This window comes from Demequina sp. (assembly GCF_016278765.1).
Classification (GTDB): Bacteria; Actinomycetota; Actinomycetes; order Actinomycetales; family Demequinaceae; genus Demequina.
Genome location: NZ_JADQBE010000032.1, coordinates 1 through 24,556 on the forward strand (window position 1 = coordinate 1; position 24,556 = coordinate 24,556).

A 24,556-nucleotide genomic window follows, 5' to 3' on the forward strand; every position below is an offset into this window, starting at 1 on the left:
CTCGCGTATTGGCCCGCCGTCATGATCCTCGTGGGGATCGCGGTGGCCCTGTTCGGCTGGACACCGTCCGTGGCCATTCCGGTCGCATGGGGCACGATGGCCGCGATGTGGTTTGCCACGATGCTCGGCGAGGTCTTCGGCCTGCCCACGTGGCTGCTCGACGCGCTGCCGTTCTCGGCGGTGCCGTACATGCCGCTCGAGGCGATGTCGTGGACGCCGCTGGTGATCATGACGGCGATTGCCGCGTTGCTGATCTGGAGCGGCGTCGACCGGTTCTCGCGGCGCGACGTCCGGCCGGGCTAGGTCGTCGTCGGCCGGGCATGCGGCGAAAGTCACCCGGGTGAGTGAGGGGCCGTCGACATCACTGTCGACGGCCCCCTGTTCGCGTTCTATTCGGCGTGCCGAACGGAAGGCGTCTCAGTCAAAGAATCCGAGCGGCTCGTTCACGTGGTTGGCCAGCACGTTCTTGACCTGTTGGTAGTTGTGGAGCGCCTGCTGGTCGGTCTCCCGGCCGTAGCCCGACGCCTTGTAGCCGCCAAACGCGGCGCCCGCGGGGTACTGGTGGTATGTGTTGACCCACACCCGCCCGGCGCGAATGTCCTGGCTGGCCTCGAACGTGAGGTGGTCGTCGCGGCTCCACACCGCGGCGCCTAGCCCGTATTCCGTGTCATTGGCGATCGCGATGGCCCCGTCGTAGGTGTCGAACGGCACCACGGTGAGCACGGGACCGAAGATCTCCTCCTGGCACACCCGCATGTCGTTGTCGGCGACCATCACCGTCGGCTGGACAAAGTAGCCGCCAGCCAGATCGCCCGACATCTCGGCGCGCTTGCCGCCCGCCAGCACCGTGGCGCCCTCGGTGGGTCCAAGGTCGAGGTAGCCAGTGATCTTGTCCAGCTGCTCGGTGCTGTTCTGCGGACCCATCTCGGTGGTGGTGTCCAGCGGATTGCCCACTGTGATGCGGTTGACGCGGTCGATCGCGTCGTCCAAGAATCCGGACATCAGCGGCCGCTGCAGCAGGGCACGCGACGGGCACGAGCACACCTCGCCCTTGTTGAGGGCGAAAAGCACGAAGCCCTCCACGGCCTTGCGGTAGAAGCCGTCCTTTTCCTTGGCGACGTCCTCGAAGAACACGTTCGGCGACTTGCCTCCCAGCTCCATCGTGGACGGGATGATGTTCTTGATCGCGTACTGCATGATCTGGCGACCTGTGGCCGTGGATCCGGTGAATGCCACCTTGGCGATGCCGTCGTGCTCCACGAGCGCCTTGCCCAACTGTGCGCCAGCGCCGTTGATCACATTCACCACGCCCGCGGGAAGCAGGTCCTGAATCAGGTCCATCACATACAGGATCGACACGGGAGTGGCCGATGCGGGCTTGAGCACCACCGTGTCACCCGCGGCGAGGGCCGGTGCCAGTTTCCAGGCGGCCATCAGAATCGGGAAATTCCACGGGATGATCTGGGCGACCGCTCCAAGCGGCTCGTAGTAGTGATACGAGACCACCTGGTCGCTCAGCTTCTTGATGGTGCCCTCCTGGGTGCGGATGGCCGCCGCGAAGTAGCGGAAGTGGTCCACGGCCAGCGGGATGTCGGCCGCGAGGGTCTCGCGCACCGGCTTGCCGTTCTCCCAGGACTCCAGCACCGCGATCTCCTCCAGGTGCGTCTCGATGCGGTCGGCGATCCGGTTGAGGATGGCGGCGCGCTCGGTGGTGGAGGTGCGGGCCCACGCAGGGAACGCCTTGAGTGCGGCCGCGACGGCGTTGTCGACGTCGCCGACGCCGGAGCGGGCGTACTCAGCGAAGGGTTGGCCGGTGGCGGGGGCGAGGTCCTCGCCATAGTCGCCGGTGGTGGGCGCCACCCACTCGCCGCCGATGAAGTTGTCATAGCGGCTCTTGAGGGTGACGAGACTGCCCGGCTCGCCGGGGCGGGTGTAGACGGTTCCTCTCTTGGGAGCCGGGGTGCTGGCGGTGACGCCAGTCTCCGTTGTGGTGCTCATGATGCGCCTTCCTCTGTGTGCTATCCGGTCGCGCGCGGGTCACGAGCGACGGGGCGCCGTGCGTTCGCGCGGCGTAGGAGTGAGGGGCGGCCCGTGGCAGATGTGGAGGTGCAGAGGATGGGTGTCTCCCCATGACCCACAGCGGCGGAGCAGTCCGTCGGCGCTGCGGCCCCTGTTCCAAGAGCGCGGTCGCTCACACCTCCTAGACAACGCCTCCACGTCCGATATGTCCGGGACCTTGGTCCAGGCCTTTGGCGCCTTGCGGCGGCGCCGCGAGAGCGCTAGGCCTCGCGCACGCTCCACGCGGCCCACGAGCCACCGAGCTCCTTCAGGCGTTCGCGCGCAGAGGCTCGTCTCTCCGGAGAGAACCCGTCAGTGTTGACCTCTCCCGAGGACCAGCCATCGGCACGCGTAAGCCTGTGGCGGAACGATCGATGCCTCATGGTGGGCGGCTGCTCGGTGAGCCCGCCAGCCACGATGGCGAAGACCTCGCTCTCGAGCCGGTCAGACTCGGACTTCCACGTGTCGTCGCACGCATCGCAGCCGCACGCGGGGAAGGGCTCTACGTAGAGGACTCCGGCGATGATCACGATGCCGGGGTGGGGCGTGAACGTCACGGTGATCGGGGCGGCGTTCGGGTTGCCTGGGGTGAGTCTCACGGCCGTGGTCGCGGAGGTGGCCGTCACCATCTCGCGGGGCAGGTCCGCCAGATGTGCGGGATCCTCGCTCACCGCCACGTCGTAGTTGCGCTCCAGGTACGCGATCAGTGCTCGTGCGATCTCGTGAAGGGGCTGGAACCGCTCAGGGTGGGTGAGCACCGAGTACGCGTCGTCCGGGGGCGAGCCCATCCCCCACCGCTCTCCGTACGGAACTACCCGACCGTCGGCGTTGCGGAACTCCTGCGGTGCGATCACGGGCCGCACGAACTGTTCCATGCTCGCCAGCCTATGCGGCCGGAACCCTGGTCCACGCGGGGAACTTGGGCGACCGCCCGTCCCCGGATGAGCGGCCAAGGATTCTGCGCCCGACCCACGGGGCAACGTGGAGGCGCCAGTAGCGCAATTCCCCCACCAGTCCGCCGCGAGGCGTGTCCGCGTCGGTGACCGCCGGCGTCGGCGTCGGCACGCCCATCGTGGTGAGGACGCGGCTCGCGATCCATTCGTGACCCAGGCTGCTGAGGTGCAGGCGGTCTTCCGACCAGTACGCCGCCGTGCGCCCCTGCGCCGCGTGCAGGTTGTCGACGAAGGTGACGCCATCGCGGCCGTCGACCAAGTCCTCGATCACCCGGGTGAGTCGGGTGCCCAGCCTGTGCATGCGCTTCCCCGCTGGCAGTCCATTCGTCGGGTCGGCGCCGGTCAGGATCACCACATAGACGCCCTTGTCCGCACAGCGGTCGAGCACTCGCGAGGTGAGCGTGATCATGCGCTCATCCGAGAAGCCGGGGCGGAGCATGTCGTTGCCGCCCCCGTTGAACGTCAGGTGAGTGGGCGGCGGCTCGAGCGCGAGCGCGGCGTCGAGTTGCTCGGTGACGATCGACTCGATCTTGCGGCCTCGGATCGCGAAGTTCGCGTACCAGACCTCCTGGTCCGGGTGGGCGGCGGCGAGCCCCGCGGCCACGCGGTCAGCCCAGCCAACCTCGGTGCCATCCGGGCGGAAGTCGTTCATTCCCTCGGTGAAGCTGTCGCCGATGGACACGATGCGGATGGTCACGCCCGCCAGTTTACTTACGACGAAGCCGACGCCGGGCCGCACCGGGCACGTGATCGCGCGCTACGGTGCGAAGACGGAACCCCCCGACCTGGCCGGCGACATTGAGCGCGCGTTGAGCGCCTAGTCGAGCGGTCGCAGCCTCGAGTACAGCACCATGTCGTGCCACCGCCCAGCGCGCCATTGGGCTCGACGCAGGACCCCCTCTTCTTGGAAGCCCGCGCGCGCCAGTGCGCCGCGTTCTGCAAGGTTGTCGACGTCAGTACTGGCCTGAACTCGCTCGGCTCGCGTGTGCTCGAAGAGGTAGCGCGCGAGCAGGTCTTGAGCCGCCGATCCGATGCCGTTCCCCCGGTGGCCGTCGATCAGCCCGATCGCGATCTCCCAGCACGACGAGGTGGACGGTCGGCCCCAACTGCGCTCAAACCACTCGACGCGCCCCACGTGATTGCCGTCCGCGAGAATCGCGAGCATGCCACCATCGGGCGAGAGACACCCGTCCTCCGCGAGGCGCGTTCGCAACTGTGCAGCACTCGTGAAACCGAACCACTGGAACTCGCCAGTCCCGTCGGTCGAAAGCAGGGCTCGCTCGAACAGTTCGACGCCTTGCTCGTCCATCGGCGCCAAGCTGACGCTTCCATAGGTCTCTGTCACGGTCTCACCCTAACCGCGCGCGGCGAGCGTCGCGTGGGCTACGTTGACCCCATGCTCACCTGTGCCGTCCACCACTGTGCGGCTGACACCTGTGCGCTCCACACCGCTCGGCGCACCTGATGCCCACTGCACGCGTCATCGGCGGCGGCCCTGCAGGCCTGATGGCCGCGGAGGTGCTGGCCAGGGCCGGGGTTTCCGTCACCGTCCATGAGCGGATGCCCTCCCCCGGCCGCAAGTTCCTGCTGGCGGGCCACGGCGGGCTGAACCTCACACACTCGGAGAACCGCGACCGCTTCGTCACGCGGTACGGCACGTCAGCCGGCAGGATCGCCCCGATGCTCGAGGTCTTCGGCCCCGAAGACCTGCGCGAGTGGTGCGCCACCCTGGGCGAGTCGACGTTTGTGGGATCGAGCGGGCGGGTGTTCCCGCAGGCGTTCAGAGCGACTCCCCTGTTCCGCGCGTGGTTGGCCCGGTTTGAGGCGCTGGGCGTGCGCATCGAGCGGCGGACGTTATGGACGGGTTGGGCTGGCGCTGCCGGCGCCACCGATGCCAACGCCCCGGCCGACGCTCTTCTCATCACCGACGCGGACGGCCAGTCGAGCGAGGCCACGGCCGATGTCGTGGTCTTCGCCCTAGGCGGCGCATCGTGGCCGCACCTTGGGGCGGACGGCACCTGGGTGGGCCTGTTTGCCGAGCGCGGGGTCGAGGTGACTCCGCTGCGAGCCGCGAACGTCGGTGTCCGGGTCGAGTGGTCCGAGGTCTTCGCCGAGAGGTTCGCTGGGACTCCCCTCAAGAACGTGTCACTTGCCGTGCGGGGCCAGCCCGGGGAACCGCGCCGCGGTGACGCGATGCTGACCCGCACAGGGATCGAGGGCGGGCCCGTCTACGCGAGCGGTGCAGCCATCCGCGACACCCTCGATGCCGGGCAGTGCGTGTTGGAGGTCGACCTCCGCCCTGACCTCACCGTCGGCCATCTCACCGAGCGCCTGAGGCAGCGCCGGCCCAAGGACTCGGCGTCGAACTGGCTGCGTCGTTCGATTGGCCTCGACCCCGCGGCCATCGGCCTGGTGCGCGAGGCGGGCGGCGGCGCCTTGCCGAGCGACGCCGACGCGATGGCACGGCTGATCAAGGCGGTGCCGGTGGTGGTGGCGGGGACGATGCCGATAGACCGAGCCATTTCCACGGCCGGGGGTATCGCATGGTCGGAGGTGGACGAAAACCTCATGCTGCACCGCATGCCGGGCACGTTCGTGGCTGGCGAGATGCTCGACTGGGAGGCTCCGACAGGCGGCTACCTGCTGCAGGCCTCGTTCAGCATGGGAGTGGTCGCTGCACGCGGCGCGCTCGCGTGGCTTGGCGCCGAGTCGCCCCCATGAGCGGCGGTTCAGCATCAGCTCTGCCGGAGCAGTTCCTGTCGATGGCGGACCACGCGGGCCAGTTTGTGCACGATGCCGCGCTCAAAGGGCAGCGCATCGAGCTCGCCTATCCATGCGTCGGCGGAGTCGGCGACGCGGCCGAGGACGGCGCGTGCGGCTCTGGACCTGACCCCAAGACGCTCCGCGAGCGCCACGAAGTGCGCGCCCGAGATGTTGCCGTCGCGTCGTCCATTGAGCGATAGCGCCAAGGTGGTGTCACCGTAGGGCTGTGAACTGGGAAGGTCGTACGCGGGGGCCGGCTGCCACCGCCCCGTCTGGTCTTGGACGATCGAGAAGTTCTTGGCGTGCGCGTCGCCATTGCCCGTGAGGTACGCGAAGGCGACTTGTGCGAGAAACTCTGCGGCGGCCGGTACTGGTGCTTCACACAACGAGGCGAGCTTGCCGAGAACCTCCTCGGTGGTGACAGCGTATTTCGCGGACGGGTAGAGCCCAAGCACCTGGCATCCGTCCTCGACTGCTCGCACCCCGGGAGGCATTCCCGGCGTGCGGTCGAAGCGATTGACCACCAGGCCGGCCTCGCCTACGGCGTCGTACACCAACCGCGCTTCCACCGTGCGAATTCCGGCAACACGCGCCGCGCTCAAGAAGAACGCCTCGTTGGGAATGAGGTGCTTGAACTCCGGAGGGTTGAGCTTGAGCAACACGTTGGCGCCGGCCGCGGTGACGGGCACGTTGACCATCCTGGCGCTCACTTTGTCCTGGACACCGGGCAACGCTACGCGGTCCACCTGGACGTCGAGCTGTTGCCGAATGTCGGCAAAGCGCACTGCGTCAAAACTGCCGACGCTTAGGTGGGGTTCGACGGGCGTGTCGCCCACGGCGTCGGCGACTACCCGCACGTCTCCTACCGTGTCTGCGCCCACGGCGAGTAGCAACGTCAGCTCGTCATCGGGGGAGGTCTTGGTCGCTCGTCTCAGCGCGTTCAGCCGCCTTCCCTCGGGCAACAGACCGGAGAAGAACGGCGGGAGCGCGCCTGCCGCGGTGACCACGGGCTCGACAGTGACGGGCAACGTGGTGGCGATGGGGGCTCGTCCCGACTCGATCCACTCCTGCGTGTAGGCGAAGTCGACCCCGCCATGGGAGTTGCGGGTCAGGTGTCCTGCCAGGGCGCACTGCTTGAGGACCGCAGCGCGGGGGACCGTCTTGAGATCCTCGAGCGCAGGCGGGCGCGGTGGCTCAGCGCCAGCGGCGACGGCGCTCATGGCGCTGTCCGGTTCGGCGTACCGGCCGGTGGCGTCGCGTCGGGCACCAGGTTGAACTGAGCGGCGATTTCGCGGCCGACGCGCACGTCGGGCGCAGCGCCACGCTCGATCGTCAGGTGGAGGCCCAGCGTCTCCAGGACGGCTACGACTCGCTTGAGCGACGTATCGGCGCGACCGGATTCGAGATGGTGAACGATGCGATAGGACACCCCGGCGAGGTCGCCAAGTTCGGTCTGACTCAAGCCCAGTTCCTGGCGCCGGGCGGCCACGATGGCGGCCAGGTCGCCCCGCTCCAGGGCACGTTGCGCCGCCGACTGGCGCGACTGACGTTGCAGTACCATGCGAGCCGTCCAATCTGACGCTTTCGTCTGTTTACCGATGCGTGGATCGCCAAAGCGACGGTCACGTTCATAATCTGATGTTTTCTTCAGATTACCGTGTTGGCGCGCTCTTGGCCAGGGTTCGAACACTCTATTCTGATGTTGACATCAGAATAGATCGCGAGCATCTGCTCGCAGCGAGCTGCACCCCCTTCCGTTGGCGCGTCCGGCCAGGGCCGAAGCGCGACGAGTCGGCTCGCGCGCCCAGTAACGCAAAAAACCGCCCCGAAGGACGGTTCCAAGCGGTGCTGTCTCCACACCACGTGGAGCTGAGGGGACTCGAACCCCTGACCCCCTGCATGCCATGCAGGTGCGCTACCAGCTGCGCCACAGCCCCGCGATCTTACGATCACGCGCTCCTAAGAGCGACCGTCATCGTAGCCCAAAGCGGCCCTCAATATCCAATCGGTGTAGGCCAAACTGACCGGATCTCGACGTGACTCCCACGCGGGCCGGTGCAGCGCGCCCACCCATCGCGGCGGCCCGGCTCCCACACCGGGAACCGGGCCGTCTGGCCTTGGCCTGCTACGTGGCGAGCACAAACCCGCCGGTCCACGCGATCTGCTCGGACGCCGCGAGCTTCATCTGCAGGAAACCGATCGACTCAAGTTCACGCGCACGGCTCAGCGATCCCGCGTCCACGCCCGCCAGTCCGCCCGCGTTCACCAGGTCGACCACGCCCTGCTTGGCCCCAGCGTCGTCGCCCGCCACCAGCACCGTCGTCGGCTGACCTCCTACCGTGCCGGGGACGAGCGACGCGGCGAAGTTCGTGTTGAACGCCTTGACCACATGGGCTCCGGGCAGGGCCTTGGCGATGACCTGGGTGGCCGAGGAATCGGTGGGGACAACCAGTCCATCGAACGTGTCGACGTTGACGGGATTGGTGATGTCCACCACGGTCTTGCCCGCGAGCGCGTCCTTGTAGGTCTCGGTGAGGTCGTCGATCGCGGCGAAGGGCACGGCGAGCACCACGATGTCGCCGGTGAGGGCATCGCCCATGGTGGCGGAGGTGCCACCCACGGCCGACGCGGCGTCGGCCGCCTTGTCGGCATCGCGTCCCACAATCTGAATGCCAGCGCCAGCCTTCGCGGCCACCGCCGCGATACCCCGAGCCATGTTGCCGTTGCCGATGATGCTGATGGAAGCCATTCGAAATCCTCTCGCTTAGTTGTTGGTACAACTTTTTGTCCAACTGGTTGTCACAACAACTTTGTGCCAGGATCATTCCCATGAACTACCGCGTCCCCAGGATGACGGCCGAGGAATCGGCATTGTGGACCGGTCTCATGCGCGTCGTCGAACTCCTACCGGCCGCGCTGGACGCCCAATTACAGCGCGACGCTCAGATGACGCACTTCGAGTTCATCGTGCTCAGCAACCTGCAACTCGCCGACGAGTCGCATGCGCAGATGCGCGACCTCGCCCACGCGACCAACGCCACGCTGCCCCGGCTCTCGCGCGTGTGCGCCAGGCTGGAAGAGCGAGGGTTCGTGAAGCGCGCGCCCTCGCCTACGGACGGCAGGGCGACACTGGTAACCCTCACCAAGGCGGGGCGCGCGGCGCTCATCCGGGCGGTGCCGGGCCACGTCGCCACGGCCCACGCCCTGGTCATCGATGCCCTCACTCCCCCGCAGTTGGAGGCGCTGGGGACGGCCGCCAACGTCATTGGACGGAGGCTGGACCCGGACCAGCGGTTCGTGTGGATCGACGACGACGCGCGCCCTGGAAGCGTCTAGCCGGAGCGCCCCGCGCAGTACCGCAGCAGCTGCCAGTCGTCGTCGCCGTGCCAGCGCAACTCGTTCCACGCCCCGTGCGGCAGATGCCCAAGCCTTGACGGGGTGAGCGGCAGGCCCAGCAGTCGGGCCACGCCCAGCATGATCGCGCTGCCGTGACTGACGATCACCGTCGTGTCGACGCCCGTGCGGGCGGCCCGTGCGGCGACCTCTCGAAGCCCGGCCGCTACCCGGTCGGCCACCTGGCCGGACTCGCCCCAGCCAGGAATGTCGGGGTCGAGCCCCTCCTGGCGGCGCCGGTACTCCTGGGGCCACCGTGCGCGCACCTCATCCCACGTGTGGCCCTCCCACACGCCGTAGGGCCGCTGAGTGAATCTGTCGTCGCGTGTGGCGGGGCCGCTGCCGATCAGTGCGGCCACCGCGTCGGCCGTATGAACCGAACGCTTGAGCGGAGACGTGACCACGGCCAAAGCCGTCCCGTACTCCCCCACCACGCGCCGGGCGACCCGCTCCGCCTGCGCCAGGCCGTCCTCACCCAGCGGCACATCGAGCGACCCTTGCAGGCGACCCTCGGTGTTGTAGCCAGTGCGGGCGTGGCGCACAAGAATCAGGGAGGTCACGACGAGACCGTATCGCCCCACGCGTTAAGTTCGCGCAGGACCCAGTTCCCCAAGACGGCGTCCTCGCTGGAGTGCTCCAAGACGGCCCACCGCGCGTTGCCCAGGTTGCCGATGGCACGGGCGCCCCACTCCAGGCCCAACAGTGCACACATCAGCATGCGGAGGGTGGAGCCGTGAGAGACCAACACGTGGGTGTCGTCGCCGGTCACGTGGTCCGCGACCACGGCCAGCGCGCGCGTGGCAACAGCTTCATGGCCCTCGTATCCCTCCACGCGCGGCTCCAGGCCACGTTCCCAGCGCGTGTACTCCTCGCCGTGCTCGTGGCGCCGCACGTCCTCCGGAAGCCCCTCCCAGGCCCCATAGGAGCGCTCCTGCAGTCGAGCGTCCGTCACCACGTCCGCTCCCATGGCGTCCGCGATGATGTGCGCGGTCTCGAGGGCACGCGACAGGTCGGAAGAGACGACCGTCGTGACGGGGGCGATGCGCGCGAGCATCGGCGCTGCGACACGGGCCTGCAAACGGCCGTTGTCGTTGAGCGGGATGTCCGACGAGCCCTGGAGGCGGTGCGCCACGTTCCAGTCGGTCTCGCCGTGGCGAACCAGGACCAAGCGCCTCACAGGTCGGCTGTTCACAGATCGGCGGGCAACGCGACGATGGGGCAGTCCTTCCACAGTCGCTCGAGCGAGTAGTAGGCGCGGTCCTCCTGGTGCATGACGTGCACGATGAGGTCGTTGAAGTCCATGAGCGCCCACCGGCCCTCGCGGAGGCCCTCGCGACGGATCGCCTTCACGCCGGTGGCCAGCAACGCCTCCTCAATGGCCTCCGCGATCGAGGACACCTGACGCTCGTTGGAGCCGGTCGCCAGCAGGAACACGTCCGCGATCGGCGTCTGCGCGCTCACGTCGAGCGCCACGATGTCTTCGGCCTTCTTGTCGGACGCGGCCCTGGCCGCGGACTGAGTGAGGTCCACAGCCCTCCGCGTGGCCGTCACCGGCCCCACGCCAGGTTGTAAATCACGACTCCGAGAACGAACACTAACGCTCCAATCACGGCCAGATGATGCCACTTGAAGTGCTTTGCACCACCGACGGGCGGCAGGTCCGGCGTACGACGCAACGGATCGATCTGGCCCGTGGTCGACGCGTTGACGGCGAACTGGTCGCCGTTCGGCTGGAAAAGCGCCCCCGTGGTCGAGAACGGGCCGCTCGTCGTCGGGGTTCCACCACTCGTGGTCGGGACCTGTCCCGTCTGGGGCCAGTTCTTGACCTGGGAGAGGTCGGGACGCGGCGCATTGCTCACCGGCTCGAAGTCGCTCACGTCGTGGGATGCGGACTCCCGTGCCGCGTCAAGCGGATGACTATCCCACGGCGAAGGTGCCTGATCATGCGTCGGCTGTGCCTGACTGATGGGCCGCACCGGAATCTCCGTGGATGCCGTGCGCACGGCCTCGTCGAAGGTCGCGTGGTGGGGCGCTCTCCCCGCAAAGCTCGACACACCGGCCGACGGGTCCGACGGGGCGGGTGCGGACACCAGCGGGGATTCGCCACTCGGCGGCGCAAGGGCTCCCGGATCCGGCAGAGGCGAGGCGGGTGGCTGAGTCGATTCGGACTCGGCCGCTTCGGACTCGGCCGCTTCGGACTCGGCCGCTTCGGACTCGGCCGATTCGCGCCACGGCCGCGACTGCCTTTCGATGTCGCTCAGGGCCGTCTCGGTCAAGCGGCGGAGTTCGTCGATGCCGCGCTGGCGCTCCGCCTCCTCGTCGTCAACCTGCTGCGGTTCTGACGTGGCGGGCTGGGAGGAAGCGGGCGGGAACAGCTCCTCAAACACTCTGGCTCGCGCGGCGGCGGTCTCGGCCCCACGCGCGTCGTCGTCGGACTGGCCCGTCGCGGGGGTCTCAAGCGCCTCAGGAGGCTCGGCGGGGGCGGAGGAAGCGGAAGAGGGCGCGGAAGAGGGCGCAGCGGGTGGCGCGGCGTAGTCCGGACGCTTCTCGTCGGACGGCGGCGCCAGAATGTCCTCGAAACTCGCGGGCCACGCGACGGGCTGACCACCAGCGTCGTCGGAGTCCGGCTCGCCGGTGGGCGGTGGAGTCCGTTCGATCTTCGCATCCGGGTCGAAACCCGTGGGGACCTCGACGGACGGCGACTCGTCGCTCACAGATTTCAGATGCCTGTGGTCCAGCTCGAAGCGCGGCACATAGGGCTCGACAATTTCGCGTTCTTCGATGGGTGCGTCTGCTTCGGACCGCGTCGGGGGCTGAACCAGTGGCAGGTCGGCGCTCGACACCGACGCGGGCTCTGGCACAGGTGCGGGCTCAGGTGACGACGCAGGTAAGGGCTCGGGAGAGGGCTCGTACAAGGGTACGTACGGGTCGGCAGATTCGACGGGCAACCGCGATGCGAGATCCCGCTGGGCCAGCATGCCCAGTTCGGCGGACGCCGTCTGCGCGTCGGCGGCCGCCCTCTCGGCGGCCTCGCGGGCGAGTCTCTCCTGTTCGGCGATCCGCTCGGGCGTCATGGCGGGGATCTGACCGGTGGCGATCATCTCCTCTTCCGCCGTCCAACTCTCCATGGGGCGGGCGAGGCGCTCCAGGCGTCGGCGATCGCGGCGCGAGATGGCCCGTGCTCCGGCGTCAACCGCGGGAATCTCGCCCGTGGCGGCGTCCTGTTGAAGGGAACGGGTGGGGTCGGCCCGAGCCGCAGCGCGCTCGGCGGCCTGTGCCTCCAGTTCGCGTCGCGCGCGGCGAGAAAGCGGCGCGTCAGCCATGCGATCCTCCGAGATACAGCGAGTGCTGGACGATGTACTCCGCCACCGTGTCAGGGACCAGGTAGCGCACTGGCGCTCCGGTCCGCCGACGGCGCCGAACTTCGGTCGAGGATACCCCGATCTGGGGGGCATCGACCACTATGTGTGGCCCAGCCGTCGTGGGCGCGTCGTGCCCGGGCCTGCCAACTGCGACAAATCGTGCAAGCGTGACCAGCCGTTCGGGTTCGCGCCACTCGGACAGTTGCGAGATCGCATCCGCTCCCGCGATGAAAAACAACTCCGCGCCCGGGTAGGTGGCGGCAAGATCCGTGAGCGTGTCCACCGTGTAGGTGACATCACCGCGGACGATGTCGACGTCGGACACCTCAATCCGGTCGTCCGCCGCGACGGCCAGTCGACACATCTCGAGGCGTTGCTGCGGCGTGGCCTGGCCCTCGGAATCCTTCAAGGGCTGCCGCAACGCGGGCACCAGCAGGACGCGGTCAAGGTTGAGGGCGTGCCAGACCTCGCTGGCCACCGCGAGGTGGCCGACGTGGATCGGATCGAACGTCCCTCCCAGGACGCCGATGCGGTGGTTACTCACCTTGGTGACGGGTACCCACACTCCTGAAGGCATACGTGACGAAGAGCAGGGCCATCAGCCCGGCGAAGGCGAGCAGACCGATGGCAGCCGGGGGGACCGATGACTCGGCCGCGGCTTGCTCGGCAACAGCCATGACGATCATGCTCACAGTGACTCCTTCATCCGTGGTGCGTGTCCCCAGTATTTCACGGGGCGCCACACGTGGCGAACGACTCGCTAGGAGCGGACGTGCCCGTCTCCGTAGACCACCCACGTGGTGGTCGTCAGCTCGGCCAAGCCCATCGGCCCACGCGCGTGAAGCTTCTGGGTGGAAATGCCGATCTCGGCTCCCAAGCCAAACTCTCCACCGTCCGTGAACCTGGTGGAGGCGTTGACGATCACGGCGGCGCTGTCCACGTGCGACACGAACTGCTCGGCGGCGTTGATGTCGTCGGTCACAATCGCCTCGGTGTGGCCCGTCGAGTACCGGCCGATGTGCGCGATCGCATCCTCGATGCTGTCCACCACCTTGACCGCCAGATCCATCGACAAATACTCGGTCTCCCAGTCCTCCTCGGTCGCGGGGACGGTGGGGACGTTGTCTGGCGCGAGGTAGCGTGTGGCGTCATCGACGTGCAGGGTGACTCCGGCCTCGTGAAGCGCCGCCAGCACCAACGCCAACTTGTCGTCGGCCGCGTCCTTGTGTACCAGCAGCGTCTCCGCCGCGTTGCACACTCCCACGCGGTGGGTCTTGGAGTTGACCACAATGTCGATGGATCGCTGCAGCGGCGCGGAGGCGTCGAGGTAGACGTGGCAGTTGCCCTCGCCGGTCTCGATGGCGGGAACCGTGGACTCGCGCACCACGGTCTGGATGAGGCCCTTGCCGCCGCGCGGCACCAGCACGTCCACGAGCCCGCGCGCATGCATGAGAACACGGGCGCCCTCGCGGCCATACGCATCGATCGACTGCACGGCGTCGCGGGGAAGGCCCACGGATTCGAGCGCGTCCTGCAGCACTGCCACGATCACCTCGTTGGACTCCGCCGCCGCCGAGCCTCCGCGTAGCACGGCCGCGTTGCCCGACTTGAGCGCCAGCCCTGCCGCGTCCACCGTGACGTTCGGGCGCGCCTCGTAGATCATGCCGACCACGCCCATCGGCACGGCCTTCTGGATGAGGCGCAGGCCGTTGGGCAGCGTGGAGCCGCGCTTGATCTCGCCGACGGGGTCCGGCAGGGATGCGAGGAAGCGCAACGCCTCGGCAATCTTGGCGATGCGCTCCTCGGTCAGGGTGAGGCGGTCCAGCAGGCCGGGGCTCATGCCGCCCGCGCGCTCCCGGTCCACGTCCTTGGCGTTCGCGGCGACGATGCGCGCGGCATCGGCCACCAGGCCGTCGGCCATGGCGTTGAGCGCGGCGTCCTTGGTGAGGCGCGTGGCGGTGGCGAGCACGCGCGAGGCGACCTTGGCGCGCCGGCAGGACTCGAGGACGGCGGCTTCGACGTCGGCAGAGATCGCAGTGTCAGTCATGCGCACCAGTGTAGGCGCGAGGGTGCGGGCCGGTCAGGGGTGCAGTGGCACCGTTGGGGTTCACGGAATACTGGAACGATGACCCTCGAAGCGCTGTACAGCCCCGACTGGGCGTCCCGTCCGGATCCCGACACGATGGTGCTGTTGCTGCACGGCTACGGCTCCAACGAGCGCGACCTGCCGGGCATAGCCCCGTACCTGGGCGTGGACGCGCCGTGGGCGTCGGTGCGTGCGCCCGTCGAGATGGGCTACGGCGGGGCCGCCTGGTTCCCGCTCGCGGACGACCCCGCCCGGTGGCTTGACCCCGCGCCCATCGCGGCGTCCACCGCGGCGCTGTGGGAGTGGGTCGACGAGAATGTCTCCCCCACCGCGAAGCTCATCACGGTGGGCTTCTCCCAGGGGGGCCTGATGGCCAGCCAACTGCTCCGCACCCGTCCGGAACGCATCGCGAACACGGTGATCCTCAGCGGCTTCGTCCTTGCCGCTGACCAGCCCGCCGATGCCCGCCTGGCCGAGGAGCGCCCCGCCGTGTTCTGGGGCCGCGGCACGGCCGACGCCGTGGTGCCTGAGCCATTGGTGACGGCGGCATCGGCGTGGCTTCGCACTCACACGACCCTCACGGAGAAGGTGTATCCCGGTTTGGCACACTCGGTGCACGACCAAGAACTGGCGGACGTGACGGCGCACCTCAACCGCTCGTAGCGCCGGCCAAATCGAGGAAGCTCAGTCGCGGAAGTTCAATCGCAGCCGAAGGGCGTCACCGCACGCGGCCACTTCTGGGCGCTCTCTCGCGGCGTGTCGTCACACGCATCGGTTCGGAGCGTCTCCGTGAGGTCGGGGCTGCGTCTCGCGGCGCGGAAAGGCGCCTACAGCACCACGAGGTCGTCGATGTGGATCAGCTCGCGCGCGAAGGCGTCGCCGAGTTGCTCCCGCAGGGCGTGAGTCGACAGGCCCTTCATGCGGGCCGCCTCCTCCGCCGAGAACCCCGAAAAGCCGCGCGCCACCACGGCACCGTTGCGGGTCAGCATCTCCACGGGCTCCCCCGCCTCGAAGGTGCCGCGCACCTCGACCACCCCCGCGGCCAGCAGCGATGCCCGCCGCCCCCGCACGGCACGCGCCGCGCCGTCATCCAACACGAAGCCGCCGCGCATCTTGGCCGCGTGGGCGAGCCACTGCAGCCGCGTGGTGTCGCGCTTGCCGGTGACGTGGAACAGCGTGCCCACATCGCGACCCGCGAGGGCGTCGGCCGCCTTCGCTGCCGATGTCAGCACCACGGCGACACCCGAATTGGTCGCGAGTGACGCGGCCTCGAGCTTGGTGATCATGCCGCCCGTGCCCACCGTGGAGCCTCGCCGCGAGACGTCGATCCCGGCAATGTCCTCGGCAGAGGTGACGTCGACGATCCGCTCGGCCCCGGGCGTGTCGGGCGCGGCGGTGTACAGCCCGTCCACGTCCGTCAGCAGCACCAGGGCGTGGGCGTGCGCGACAGTCGCCACCAAGGCGGCCAGGCGGTCGTTGTCGCCAAAGCGGATCTCGTCCGTGGCGACGGTGTCGTTCTCGTTGACAATCGGCACGATGCCCAGGTCCAGCAGCCGGTTGAGCGCGCGCTGGGCGTTGCCGTAGTGGGTGCGGCGCACCATGTCGTCGCTGGTGAGGAGCACCTGGCCGGTGGTCAGTCCATGCCGGGCGAAGGCGGCGGTGTAGGCCGCGACCAGGAGCCCCTGCCCCACCGAAGCTGCGGCCTGCTGCATCTCGAGGTCGCGCGGACGCCTGGGAAGCCCCATGGGCCCGATGCCGGCAGCGATCGCGCCGGACGTCACCAGGATGATCTGGCGGCCTGCCTTGCGCTCCGCGGCGAGCACGTCGGCGAGCGCCGTGACAAGCGGGACGGACAGGTGGCCGTCGGGTCCCGTCAGCGAAGACGAGCCGATCTTCACCACGACGCGCCTCGCGCCCGCGATGACGCCACGCAGCTCGCCCACGATTCCTCCGTCTACTTCTGCTCATCCTCGGCAGGGTCGGTCCAGTGTCCCGCATCCCGCTCGTTCCACAGTTCCTCACGCGCCGCCGACTTCGCGTCCATGCGCTCCTTGTGCTCCGCGCGTTTCTCCGCACGCGTGGCGCGGGCGGTGCGTTCCATCTCTTCGACCCGCAGGTCCGTGCCGCGGCGGCCCAGCAGTTCGGCGCCCGCCGCCATGGTGGGCTCCCAATCGAAGACCACGCCGGTGTCGCGGTCGCCAATCACCACCTGGGCGCCGGGAACGGCCCCGGCGGCGAACAGTTCCGTCTCCACGCCGATGCGTGCCAACCGGTCGGCCAGGTAGCCCACGGCCTCGTCGTTGGCAAAGTTGGTTTGCTTGACCCAGCGTTCGGGCTTGGGGCCAAGCACCTGGAAGTAGTCTTCCGCCCCGTCGCGCACGTGGGTGACGGTGAAGCCGGTCTCGTTGACGGCGCGCGGGCGCACCACCACGGGCGCCCGCTCCAACGCCGGCGCCTTGGCGCGCTCGTGCGCCACCATGTCGGCCAACGCAAAGCCGAGCTCGCGCAGGCCCTCGTGGCTGACCGCGCTGACCTCGAACACGGGCAGCCCCATCGCGTCCAGTTCCGCGCGCACGATTCCGGCCAGCTCCCGACCGTCAGGGATGTCGATCTTGTTGAGCACGATCACCTGGGGACGCTCCGCGAGCGGCACGCCCGCAATGTGGGCGTCGCCCGAATAGGCGCGCAACTCGTTTGAGATGGCCTCGAGGTCGCGCAAGGGGTCGCGGTCCGATTCGAGCGTTGCCGTGTCCAGCACGTGTGCAATCACCGAGCACCGCTCGATGTGGCGCAGGAAGTCGTGACCCAGGCCCTTGCCCTCGGACGCGCCGGGAATCAGGCCGGGAACGTCCGCCACAGTGAAGCGGCCGCCGCCGGTCTCCACCACGCCCAGGTTGGGCACCAGGGTGGTGAACGGGTAGTCGGCGATCTTGGGGCGCACCGCGCTCATCGCAGCGATCAGGGACGACTTGCCCGAGCTCGGATAGCCCACGAGCGCAACATCGGCGATGGACTTGAGCTCGAGCACCACCGTGGCCTCTTCGCCGGGCTCACCCAGCAGTGCGAAGCCCGGGGCCTTGCGCTTCTGGGTGGCCAGCGCGGCGTTGCCCAGTCCCCCGCGGCCGCCGTGGGCCACCACATACTCGGCGCCGTCGCCTACCAGGTCCGCCAACACCTCGCCCTCGGGGCTCACCACCATCGTGCCGTTGGGCACCGCAAGCCTGAGGTCATCGGCGTTCGCGCCGTTCCGCATGTCGCCCGCGCCTTGGCGGCCGTTGTTGGCCTTGCGGTGCGGCGCGTGGTGGTAGTCGAGCAGCGTGGTCATCTGAGCATCGACCACGACGATGACGGAGCCGCCACGCCCGCCGTTGCCGCCATCCGGTCCGCCCAGCGGCTTGAACTTCTCGCGATGCACCGAGGCGACGCCGTGGCCCCCGGAGCCGGCGGTCACGTGCAACGTCACGCGGTCAACGAACGTGGCCATGGCTCCTCCTTGGTGTCGACGGTATGAGAAAAGGCAACAGGGGCGCCACCAACGGTGACGCCCCTGTTGAAGAAGACTTAAGGGTTTAGCTGGCGACCACGTCGACGACCTTGCGGCCACGACGCTGAGAGAACTCCACGGCGCCCGCCTCCAGGGCGAACAGGGTGTCATCCTTGCCGCGACCCACGTTGAGGCCCGGGTGGAAGTGGGTGCCGCGCTGGCGGATCAGGATCTCGCCAGCGTTGACGACCTGGCCGCCAAAGCGCTTCACGCCGAGGTACTGAGCGTTCGAATCGCGACCGTTGCGCGAGGAACTCGCGCCCTTTTTGTGTGCCATGGTTCAGTCCTCGCTTACTTGATGCCCGTGACCTTGAGCCGCGTCAGATCCTGACGGTGGCCCTGGCGCTTGCGGTAGCCGGTCTTGTTCTTAAACTTGAGGATGTGGATCTTGGGTCCACGCTCGTCGCGCACTACCTCTGCGGTGACCTTGATCTTGGCGAGGTCCTTGGAAGCCGAGGTGACCTTGTCACCGTCGACCAGCAGCAGAGCGGGAAGCTCGACGGAGGCGCCGGTCTTCGCTTGAAGACGGTCCACGACGACGACGTCGCCCACGGATACCTTCTCCTGACGGCCGCCGGCCTTGACAATCGCGTACACCATGATGACTTCCTCTTGAAGCTCGTTTACTCGCGGCCCACATGGGCCAGGGGGTCCCGCCGCAGCCGCTCCCCATGGAGGGCGCAGGCAGGGCAAGGCGCTTGCGCGCCGACTGACAAAGATACCGCCCCGCCACGCCTCTGGTCAAACGGCGCGGCGATTCGCGAAAGCAGGGGAACCCTTTCTCACTGCTCCCTCGTTGGGGCACTAGCGCACGGTGGCGCGTAGAGCCAACATTGCGGGCCCTCAACTGAGAACCCCGCCATCTGAGAACCCCGCCATCGAACCACACCCTGACGACAAGAAGGAACGTTATGTCCCCCACCCCCCACACCCGCCGCACCCCCGCATGGGTGGTCCCGAGCGCCGTCGGCGTCGTCGCTCTCGCACTGATCGCCTTCATTGCCTGGAGTGCCGCCGGAGGAACCGATGGGGCCTCGGCCCCCGCCGGCGTAGCGGCCACCACCGCCGCCGACGCTAACCCGGCGCCCAGCGGCGAAGGCCAGGACGGCGACCCCACCGACGTCGAGGAACCCGTAGCAGTGAGTTTCGCCGACGCAGAGCGCCGCGACCCTCATGATCTGCTGGCCATCGGTCCGGTCGACGCCCCCGTCGTGTTGGTGGTGTTCTCCGACTACCAATGCCCGTTCTGTGCCAAGTGGAGCAACGACACCCTGCCCGTGATGATGGACTACGTCGACGATGGCGACCTGCGCATCGAATGGCGCGACGTCAACGTCTACGGCCGCGATTCCGAAAGGGCCGCGAGAGCGGCCTACGCCGCCGCGCTGCAGGGACAGTTCTGGGAGTACCACCACGAGCTATACCTCGATGGGAAGAAGCGCTCTCCTGGGGACCTCACAGAGGACGCCTTAGTCAGCCTCGCCGAGCAGCTGTCACTCGACGTGCCGCGCTTCCGCGCCGACATGCAAGACGAGGCCACGGCCGCAGAGATCATGCGCAACCAAGAACTCGGCCTTGGACTCGGCGCGTTCTCGACTCCCAGTTTCGTCATGGGAGGCGAGCCGATGGTCGGTGCACAACCCACGGAGTTGTTCGTCGACGCCTTTGAGCGTGCCCTCGCCGAGGCGACCAGCTAGTGGACATCGGCCTCGTTACTGCGTTTCTCGGCGGAACCCTCGCGCTCCTGAGCCCGTGCGGCGCGCTGCTCTTGCCCGCCTTCTTCGCGTCGACCGTCGGGGCGCGCACGCGCCTGCTAGGACACGGGGCCGTGTTCTACGCCGGGCTGCTCGTCATCCTGGTGCCGCTCGGCGTGGGGGCTGGCGCGCTCGGCGCGCTCTTCGTCTCTCAACGCGAGACCATCGTCGTGGCAGCCTCGGTGCTGCTCATCGTGTTGGGGCTGGCGCAGATCTTCGGCATGGGTTTCGACCCTTCGCGGCTCATGCCGGGTGCCGACGCAGTGAGGAGCAACGCCGCGCGCAGCAGCGGGCTCGTGAAGAGCTTCCTGCTGGGCATGGTGGGTGGCATCGCCGGCTTCTGCGCGGGACCCATCTTGGGTGCCGTCCTCACGCTGGCCGCGGCCCAGGGCGACGCCGTGGCGTCTGGCACCCTGCTCGCGATCTACGGAGCCGGAATGGTGGTCCCACTCATGGTGCTGGCCGCCTTGTGGCAGCGCTTGGGCGCACGCGGCCAGCGGGCGCTGCGCGGCCGAGGTTTCACCATCAAGGGCCGCGACTTCCACACCACATCGGTCGCGACCGGCGTGCTGATCGTGCTGGTAGGCGTCGTGTTCTGGACTACCAACGGACTGTTGGGTGCACCGGAAATCGTGCCAAGCGACGCCGTCTGGTGGCTCAATACCCGAGCGTCGCTGCTGTCCAACCCGATCGTGGACATCGCCGCAGTGCTCGTGATCGCGGCGCTGGTGCTGGTGGCGTGGCACCGGGCGCGCGCCCGCCACCGCCGCCACGAAGCCGCCAGCGAGACAGCCAACGCCCCTGATCACCAGCAAGCCTCGTGACTCGCATCGGCCGTCTAGTCGCGGGAGGCGTGGTGCTCATGGTCACCCTCGCTGCGTGCACGCCAGCAGAAGGGGAGCACCAAACCGCCACGCCCACGGCAAACGACGCGCCCTCACCCACCACCACGCCGACGCCGACGCGCACGCCGTACGCACCCACCGGCCAACCGGCGACGGTCGACACTGCGGACGTGCGGATGCCGCTCGCGCTGGAAGAGTCCGCCGTCGTGGACCCTGGATGGTCCGCGATGCCGCAGGAACTCGGCGGGATCCTCCTGGGCTCAGCCGAACGCCACGGACTCGTGGAGTTCACCGCCATCGGCGTGGACGGCGAGGCGTTGTGGACGGTCCAACGCGCCCTGGGTGCCGGCGTCGCCCTCACTCGCACCTCGCAGGGCGTTCCTCTCGCCATGATCACGGACACACCAGACGGCTCGTCCGAAGTGACCGCGACGGCCTACCGCCTCGACACCGGAGACCCAGTGTGGGGGCCGGTCGATGTGCCCGGGCCGCTCGTTGGCCCTGGCGCGGTGTTCTCTGCGGCGCACGCGGACGACGCCGAGGCCACGGTGGCGCTGAGCCCTGACACCGGTGCCGCCCTCACGTGGGTGGGCGAGGGGAATGTCCGCGTGCTCGGAGAGTTCGAGGGCGAGGTGCTGGTCGAAACGCAGGGGCGCCTCGCGATGCGCAACGCGCACGACGAAACGGAGCGGTGGAGCATCACCGACCCCACATGGAACGGCACGGTCACCGTGGCCACCGACAGCGAACCACGCGACGGCCTACTCATCGTGGAGGACGGTAAGGGGACGCGCGCCCTGATCCGTCGTGAAACCGGCCAAGTGATCGCACAGGGGCTCATTGACGCGGCGATCGACCCCACCACATCCACCATCGCCGCCACCTACTCAGACGGCTTGCGGGCGATCGACCTCGACGGCGGGCCGCTGTGGGCCAATCCCACGGCGGATCACGCCGTGCTGCATTCTGCTCACGGCGCGCTCGTGTACACACGCGATGGCGCGACCATGAGGGTGCACAACATCGTCACTGGAGCGGTGGCGGTCGCCTATGAGGACGGCGGACGTGTGATCGCGGTTCCCGAACGGTTCTTCACCACGGGCGCGGCAGTGATCACCGTCAATGGCGCACTACTGCTCGCGACCTCGCCCTACTGAGCAACGTCCGCGTCCGCAGGCTCCGCGTCGCTCGGCTGTTCCACGCCTGTCTCGGACGCAGCGCCATGGTGCGCCCCGCCGTCGTCGTGAGCGTGGTGGGCCTTCTCGGCGGCTGCCGCAATCGAGGCCAGCGTGGCCTTGACGGCCTCTCGTGCATCGTCGTGCTGATCGAGGGCAGGAACCTCGGCGGCGGGCTTGGAGTCCTCCGCCTTGGCCTTGGTGGAAGTGCTGCGCGTGTTGCGCTTGCGTGCCGAGTCCGCCTGCTTGTCGCCGGCCTCGCCCACGGGCTCGCCGTGCACCAAGAAGCCGCGGCCCTTGCAGTGCTCACACGTCTCGGAGAACGCCTCCACCAGTCCCTGGCCCACACGCTTGCGGGTCATCTGGACCAGGCCAAGCGAGGTGACCTCGGCCACCTGATGCTTGGTGCGGTCGCGCGACAGGCATTCGATGAGACGGCGCAGCACGCGGTCACGATTCGCCTCAAGCAGCATGTCCACAAAGTCGATGACGATGATCCCGCCGATGTCGCGCAGGCGCAGTTGGCGCACGATCTCTTCGGCCGCCTCGAGGTTATTGAGAGTCATCGTCTCTTCGAGGGTGCCGCCCTTGCCCACAAACTTGCCGGTGTTGACGTCCACCACCGTCATCGCCTCGGTGCGGTCGATCACCAGCGAACCGCCGGAGGGCAGGTAGACCTTGCGGTCCATGCCCTTGGCCAGCTGCTCGTCGATACGGCGCTCCGCAAACACATCGCCCTTCCCCACAAACCTGTGAAGCCGCGGCGCCAAGTCGGTGGCGACCTGACCCACGTAGGCGCTCAGGGAGTTCCACGTGTCCTCGCCCTGAATGGTGAGCGACTCGAAGTCCTCGTTGAAGATGTCCCGCACCACGCGGATGGCCATGTCGGGTTCGCCGCGCAACAGCTGCGGGGCCTTGCCGCCCTTGGCCTCGGCCTCGATCGACTCCCATTGGCGCTTGAGGCGCTCCACGTCGGCGCGCAACTCGTCTTCGGATGCGCCCTCGGCCGCCGTGCGGACAATCACGCCCGCATCGGCAGGGATGACCTCGCGCAGCAGCTTCTTGAGGCGGTTGCGCTCCGTGTCGGGAAGCTTGCGGCTGATGCCGGTCACGCCGCCGCCTGGCACGTACACCAGGAAGCGTCCCGCGAGCGAGATCTGCGAGGTGACGCGGGCGCCCTTGTGGCCGATCGGGTCCTTGGTGACCTGCACCATGACGGTGTCGCCCGGCTTGAGGGCGAGCTCGATGCGCTTGGGTTTGCCGTCGAGTCCGGCGGCGTCCCAGTTGACCTCGCCCGCGTAGAGCACGGCGTTGCGGCCACGGCCGACGTCGACGAATGCCGCCTCCATGCCCGGCAGCACGTTCTGCACGCGGCCCAAGTACACGTTGCCCGCCATGGACGCCTCGGCCTGGTGGCTCACATAGTGCTCCACCAAGACGTCGTCTTCAAGAACGGCGATCTGCACGCGACCGTCCTTCTCCCGCACCACCATGTCGCGCTTGACGGACTCGCGGCGCGCCAAGAACTCCGCCTCGGAGATGACCGGGCGGCGGCGCTGACCGTCGCGAGAGTCGCGCCGACGCTGACGCTTGGCCTGGAGCCTCGTGGAGCCCTGCAGCTGGTCGTCGTTGTTGCCGCCGCCAGAGCTGCCCCCCGATCCCGAGGAGGACGAGCGTGAGGCCCTGCCGCTGCGGCTGCGGCGGCGCCTGCGCGATGTGCCCGAGCCGTCGCCGTCGTCCCACGAAGAGTCTTCGCGGGAGCCAGAGTCTCCAGAGCCGGACTTGTCGCTGTTCGACGAAGCGTCATTCGACGAGTCGCCGTCATTGTCGTCGCCTTCACCCTCGGGGCGCCTCTTGCCGCGTCCGCGACCGCCGCGCCGCCTGCGACGCTTGGCTACGGCGCCGTCGTCGCCGTCGTCGCCGTTGGTTGACGACGAATCGGGCCCCTGGTTGCCCGAGTCCGCAGCATCCGCGCCCTTGTCCTGCGGCTTGTCGGTGTCCCTCGACTGATCGCTCCTTGACTCCCCGTCCTTTGGCTGATCGTCTTTCGATTGATCGCCCTTTGACTGATCCTTGTCGCTCGATGCGGCGGGAGCCTTCTTGGCGCGAGTGCGCTTGGGCTTGGTCTCGCCGGTCTCTGACGTGTCGTTCCCGCTGGTGTCTGGCGTGGAGTCGGCGCCGCTGGCGGCCTTGGTCTTCTTGGCCGCCGGCGTCGACTTCGCCCCGTGGCTCGGTTTTGTTGCGGCCGACGGCGGTCCGGCGGGCGCCGAGGCCCGACGGGGTGCGCGCTTCACCGGGGTTTCGGGAGCCGGCTGGGGAGCCTGGAAGATGACGGCATTGGGGGCGGTGGTGTTGTCCTCGCTCACAGCGGGTACCTCACAGCGTCAGGGCCGACCACACTCGGCCCCGGCGTCTACGTCGGTCGCCACTCTCGGTGACGGAAGTCTCATGGTCGCGGCGGACCATTCCGGGGCGGCGCCTGGCGGATCTCTCCGCCGGCAGCCAAGGCCGGTGTGTCTGTCGCGTGGTGGGCACTCCGTGTGGTGAAGCGCTGACCTGCAGTCATTGTCGCATACCTCGCAGGAATCGCGGCCAGCGTGGTCGCGATTCGACGAATCGGACC

Annotated in this window: 25 protein-coding genes, 1 tRNA gene and 1 pseudogene; 7 read left to right on the forward strand and 20 right to left on the reverse strand. The window is 68.4% G+C overall.

All coding sequences use genetic code 11. The annotated features are described in order from the left end of the window. Nucleotides 1-303, forward strand: a pseudogene (locus QZZ29_RS06525) (ABC transporter permease); the annotation flags it as partial. 114 nt (nucleotides 304-417) lie between these two features. On the opposite strand, the gene QZZ29_RS06530 reads toward QZZ29_RS06525, so the two are convergent. The 4 genes from QZZ29_RS06530 to QZZ29_RS06545 all read right to left on the reverse strand — a co-directional run bounded on the left by QZZ29_RS06530 (nucleotide 418) and on the right by QZZ29_RS06545 (nucleotide 4,356). Further along, complete coding sequence (locus QZZ29_RS06530; protein ID WP_291382186.1) at nucleotides 418-1,998, reverse strand: aldehyde dehydrogenase family protein; 1,581 nt, start codon at nucleotides 1,996-1,998, stop codon at nucleotides 418-420. A gap of 281 nt (nucleotides 1,999-2,279) precedes the next feature. Continuing rightward, on the reverse strand, nucleotides 2,280-2,933 hold the full coding sequence (locus QZZ29_RS06535) for a DUF6226 family protein (protein WP_291382187.1): 654 nt from the start codon (nucleotides 2,931-2,933) through the stop codon (nucleotides 2,280-2,282). 10 nt (nucleotides 2,934-2,943) lie between these two features. Beyond that, nucleotides 2,944-3,708 (reverse strand): SGNH/GDSL hydrolase family protein, encoded by a 765-nt coding sequence (locus QZZ29_RS06540; protein WP_291382188.1) that lies wholly within the window; start codon nucleotides 3,706-3,708, stop codon nucleotides 2,944-2,946. A 120-nt stretch (nucleotides 3,709-3,828) separates the two neighbouring features. After that, on the reverse strand, nucleotides 3,829-4,356 hold the full coding sequence (locus QZZ29_RS06545) for a GNAT family protein (protein ID WP_291382189.1): 528 nt from the start codon (nucleotides 4,354-4,356) through the stop codon (nucleotides 3,829-3,831). A 119-nt stretch (nucleotides 4,357-4,475) separates the two neighbouring features. Between QZZ29_RS06545 and QZZ29_RS06550 the strand changes: the two genes are divergently transcribed. After that, nucleotides 4,476-5,732 carry a TIGR03862 family flavoprotein gene (locus tag QZZ29_RS06550; protein ID WP_291382190.1) on the forward strand — a complete coding sequence of 419 codons (1,257 nt, stop codon included), beginning with the start codon at nucleotides 4,476-4,478 and terminating at the stop codon, nucleotides 5,730-5,732. Between the two features lie 14 nt (nucleotides 5,733-5,746). Here the strand turns inward: QZZ29_RS06550 and QZZ29_RS06555 are convergent, their stop codons facing one another. From QZZ29_RS06555 to QZZ29_RS06570, 4 genes are all read right to left on the reverse strand, one after another. After that, a complete protein-coding gene (locus QZZ29_RS06555; protein ID WP_291382191.1) occupies nucleotides 5,747-6,994 on the reverse strand; it encodes a HipA domain-containing protein in 1,248 nt (415 codons plus the stop codon). Further along, nucleotides 6,991-7,464, reverse strand: coding sequence for a helix-turn-helix domain-containing protein (locus QZZ29_RS06560; RefSeq protein ID WP_291382192.1), 474 nt, complete (start codon nucleotides 7,462-7,464; stop codon nucleotides 6,991-6,993). The genes QZZ29_RS06555 and QZZ29_RS06560 overlap by 4 nt, the downstream gene beginning before the upstream one ends. A gap of 174 nt (nucleotides 7,465-7,638) precedes the next feature. Next, nucleotides 7,639-7,711 (reverse strand) — tRNA-Ala (locus QZZ29_RS06565). 188 nt (nucleotides 7,712-7,899) lie between these two features. Beyond that, nucleotides 7,900-8,523 carry an NADPH-dependent F420 reductase gene (locus tag QZZ29_RS06570; RefSeq protein WP_291382193.1) on the reverse strand — a complete coding sequence of 208 codons (624 nt, stop codon included), beginning with the start codon at nucleotides 8,521-8,523 and terminating at the stop codon, nucleotides 7,900-7,902. Nucleotides 8,524-8,603: 80 nt separating this feature from the next. Between QZZ29_RS06570 and QZZ29_RS06575 the strand changes: the two genes are divergently transcribed. Beyond that, nucleotides 8,604-9,110: a MarR family transcriptional regulator gene (locus QZZ29_RS06575; RefSeq protein WP_291382194.1), complete on the forward strand. Its 507-nt coding sequence runs from the start codon at nucleotides 8,604-8,606 to the stop codon at nucleotides 9,108-9,110. Here QZZ29_RS06575 and QZZ29_RS06580 read toward each other — a convergent pair. The 7 genes from QZZ29_RS06580 to QZZ29_RS06610 form a co-directional block, all read right to left on the reverse strand. Further along, a complete protein-coding gene (locus QZZ29_RS06580; protein WP_291382195.1) occupies nucleotides 9,107-9,727 on the reverse strand; it encodes a histidine phosphatase family protein in 621 nt (206 codons plus the stop codon). The genes QZZ29_RS06575 and QZZ29_RS06580 overlap by 4 nt on opposite strands. Next, nucleotides 9,724-10,344, reverse strand: a complete 621-nt coding sequence (locus QZZ29_RS06585; RefSeq protein ID WP_291382196.1) for a histidine phosphatase family protein — start codon at nucleotides 10,342-10,344, stop codon at nucleotides 9,724-9,726. The genes QZZ29_RS06580 and QZZ29_RS06585 overlap by 4 nt, the downstream gene beginning before the upstream one ends. An 11-nt stretch (nucleotides 10,345-10,355) precedes the next feature. Beyond that, nucleotides 10,356-10,697: a ribosome silencing factor gene (rsfS, locus tag QZZ29_RS06590; protein ID WP_366479177.1), complete on the reverse strand. Its 342-nt coding sequence runs from the start codon at nucleotides 10,695-10,697 to the stop codon at nucleotides 10,356-10,358. A 17-nt stretch (nucleotides 10,698-10,714) separates the two neighbouring features. Next, a complete protein-coding gene (locus tag QZZ29_RS06595) occupies nucleotides 10,715-12,490 on the reverse strand; it encodes a hypothetical protein (protein ID WP_291382198.1) in 1,776 nt (591 codons plus the stop codon). Beyond that, on the reverse strand, nucleotides 12,483-13,073 hold the full coding sequence (gene nadD, locus QZZ29_RS06600) for a nicotinate-nucleotide adenylyltransferase (protein ID WP_291382199.1): 591 nt from the start codon (nucleotides 13,071-13,073) through the stop codon (nucleotides 12,483-12,485). The genes QZZ29_RS06595 and nadD overlap by 8 nt, the downstream gene beginning before the upstream one ends. After that, on the reverse strand, nucleotides 13,066-13,221 hold the full coding sequence (locus QZZ29_RS06605; RefSeq protein WP_291382217.1) for a hypothetical protein: 156 nt from the start codon (nucleotides 13,219-13,221) through the stop codon (nucleotides 13,066-13,068). Before QZZ29_RS06605 ends, nadD begins: the two co-directional genes overlap by 8 nt. Before the next feature lie 68 nt (nucleotides 13,222-13,289). Further along, on the reverse strand, nucleotides 13,290-14,576 hold the full coding sequence (locus QZZ29_RS06610; RefSeq protein ID WP_291382200.1) for a glutamate-5-semialdehyde dehydrogenase: 1,287 nt from the start codon (nucleotides 14,574-14,576) through the stop codon (nucleotides 13,290-13,292). A 78-nt stretch (nucleotides 14,577-14,654) separates the two neighbouring features. On the opposite strand from QZZ29_RS06610, the gene QZZ29_RS06615 reads away from it, so the two are divergent. Further along, on the forward strand, nucleotides 14,655-15,278 hold the full coding sequence (locus QZZ29_RS06615; protein ID WP_291382201.1) for a hypothetical protein: 624 nt from the start codon (nucleotides 14,655-14,657) through the stop codon (nucleotides 15,276-15,278). Between the two features lie 164 nt (nucleotides 15,279-15,442). Here QZZ29_RS06615 and proB read toward each other — a convergent pair whose 3' ends face one another. The 4 genes from proB to rplU all read right to left on the reverse strand — a co-directional run bounded on the left by proB (nucleotide 15,443) and on the right by rplU (nucleotide 18,759). Beyond that, a complete protein-coding gene (gene proB / locus QZZ29_RS06620) occupies nucleotides 15,443-16,558 on the reverse strand; it encodes a glutamate 5-kinase (RefSeq protein ID WP_291382202.1) in 1,116 nt (371 codons plus the stop codon). Between the two features lie 11 nt (nucleotides 16,559-16,569). Beyond that, complete coding sequence (gene obgE, locus QZZ29_RS06625) at nucleotides 16,570-18,099, reverse strand: GTPase ObgE (RefSeq protein ID WP_291382203.1); 1,530 nt, start codon at nucleotides 18,097-18,099, stop codon at nucleotides 16,570-16,572. A gap of 85 nt (nucleotides 18,100-18,184) precedes the next feature. Continuing rightward, nucleotides 18,185-18,436, reverse strand: a complete 252-nt coding sequence (gene rpmA, locus QZZ29_RS06630; RefSeq protein ID WP_291382204.1) for a 50S ribosomal protein L27 — start codon at nucleotides 18,434-18,436, stop codon at nucleotides 18,185-18,187. 14 nt (nucleotides 18,437-18,450) lie between these two features. After that, on the reverse strand, nucleotides 18,451-18,759 hold the full coding sequence (gene rplU / locus QZZ29_RS06635) for a 50S ribosomal protein L21 (RefSeq protein ID WP_291379220.1): 309 nt from the start codon (nucleotides 18,757-18,759) through the stop codon (nucleotides 18,451-18,453). Nucleotides 18,760-19,070: 311 nt separating this feature from the next. Between rplU and QZZ29_RS06640 the strand changes: the two genes are divergently transcribed. From QZZ29_RS06640 to QZZ29_RS06650, 3 genes are read left to right on the forward strand one after another with little or no spacing between them, the layout of a single operon-like run. After that, nucleotides 19,071-19,856: a thioredoxin domain-containing protein gene (locus tag QZZ29_RS06640; RefSeq protein ID WP_291382205.1), complete on the forward strand. Its 786-nt coding sequence runs from the start codon at nucleotides 19,071-19,073 to the stop codon at nucleotides 19,854-19,856. Further along, entirely contained in the window at nucleotides 19,856-20,737 is an 882-nt protein-coding gene (locus tag QZZ29_RS06645) for a cytochrome c biogenesis CcdA family protein (RefSeq protein WP_291382206.1), read from the forward strand. The genes QZZ29_RS06640 and QZZ29_RS06645 overlap by 1 nt, the downstream gene beginning before the upstream one ends. Further along, nucleotides 20,734-21,915 (forward strand): hypothetical protein, encoded by a 1,182-nt coding sequence (locus QZZ29_RS06650; RefSeq protein ID WP_291382207.1) that lies wholly within the window; start codon nucleotides 20,734-20,736, stop codon nucleotides 21,913-21,915. Before QZZ29_RS06645 ends, QZZ29_RS06650 begins: the two co-directional genes overlap by 4 nt. Here the strand turns inward: QZZ29_RS06650 and QZZ29_RS06655 are convergent. After that, nucleotides 21,909-24,299 (reverse strand): Rne/Rng family ribonuclease, encoded by a 2,391-nt coding sequence (locus QZZ29_RS06655; protein WP_291382208.1) that lies wholly within the window; start codon nucleotides 24,297-24,299, stop codon nucleotides 21,909-21,911. The two genes, QZZ29_RS06650 and QZZ29_RS06655, sit on opposite strands and share 7 nt — an antisense overlap. Nucleotides 24,300-24,556 lie beyond the last annotated feature (257 nt).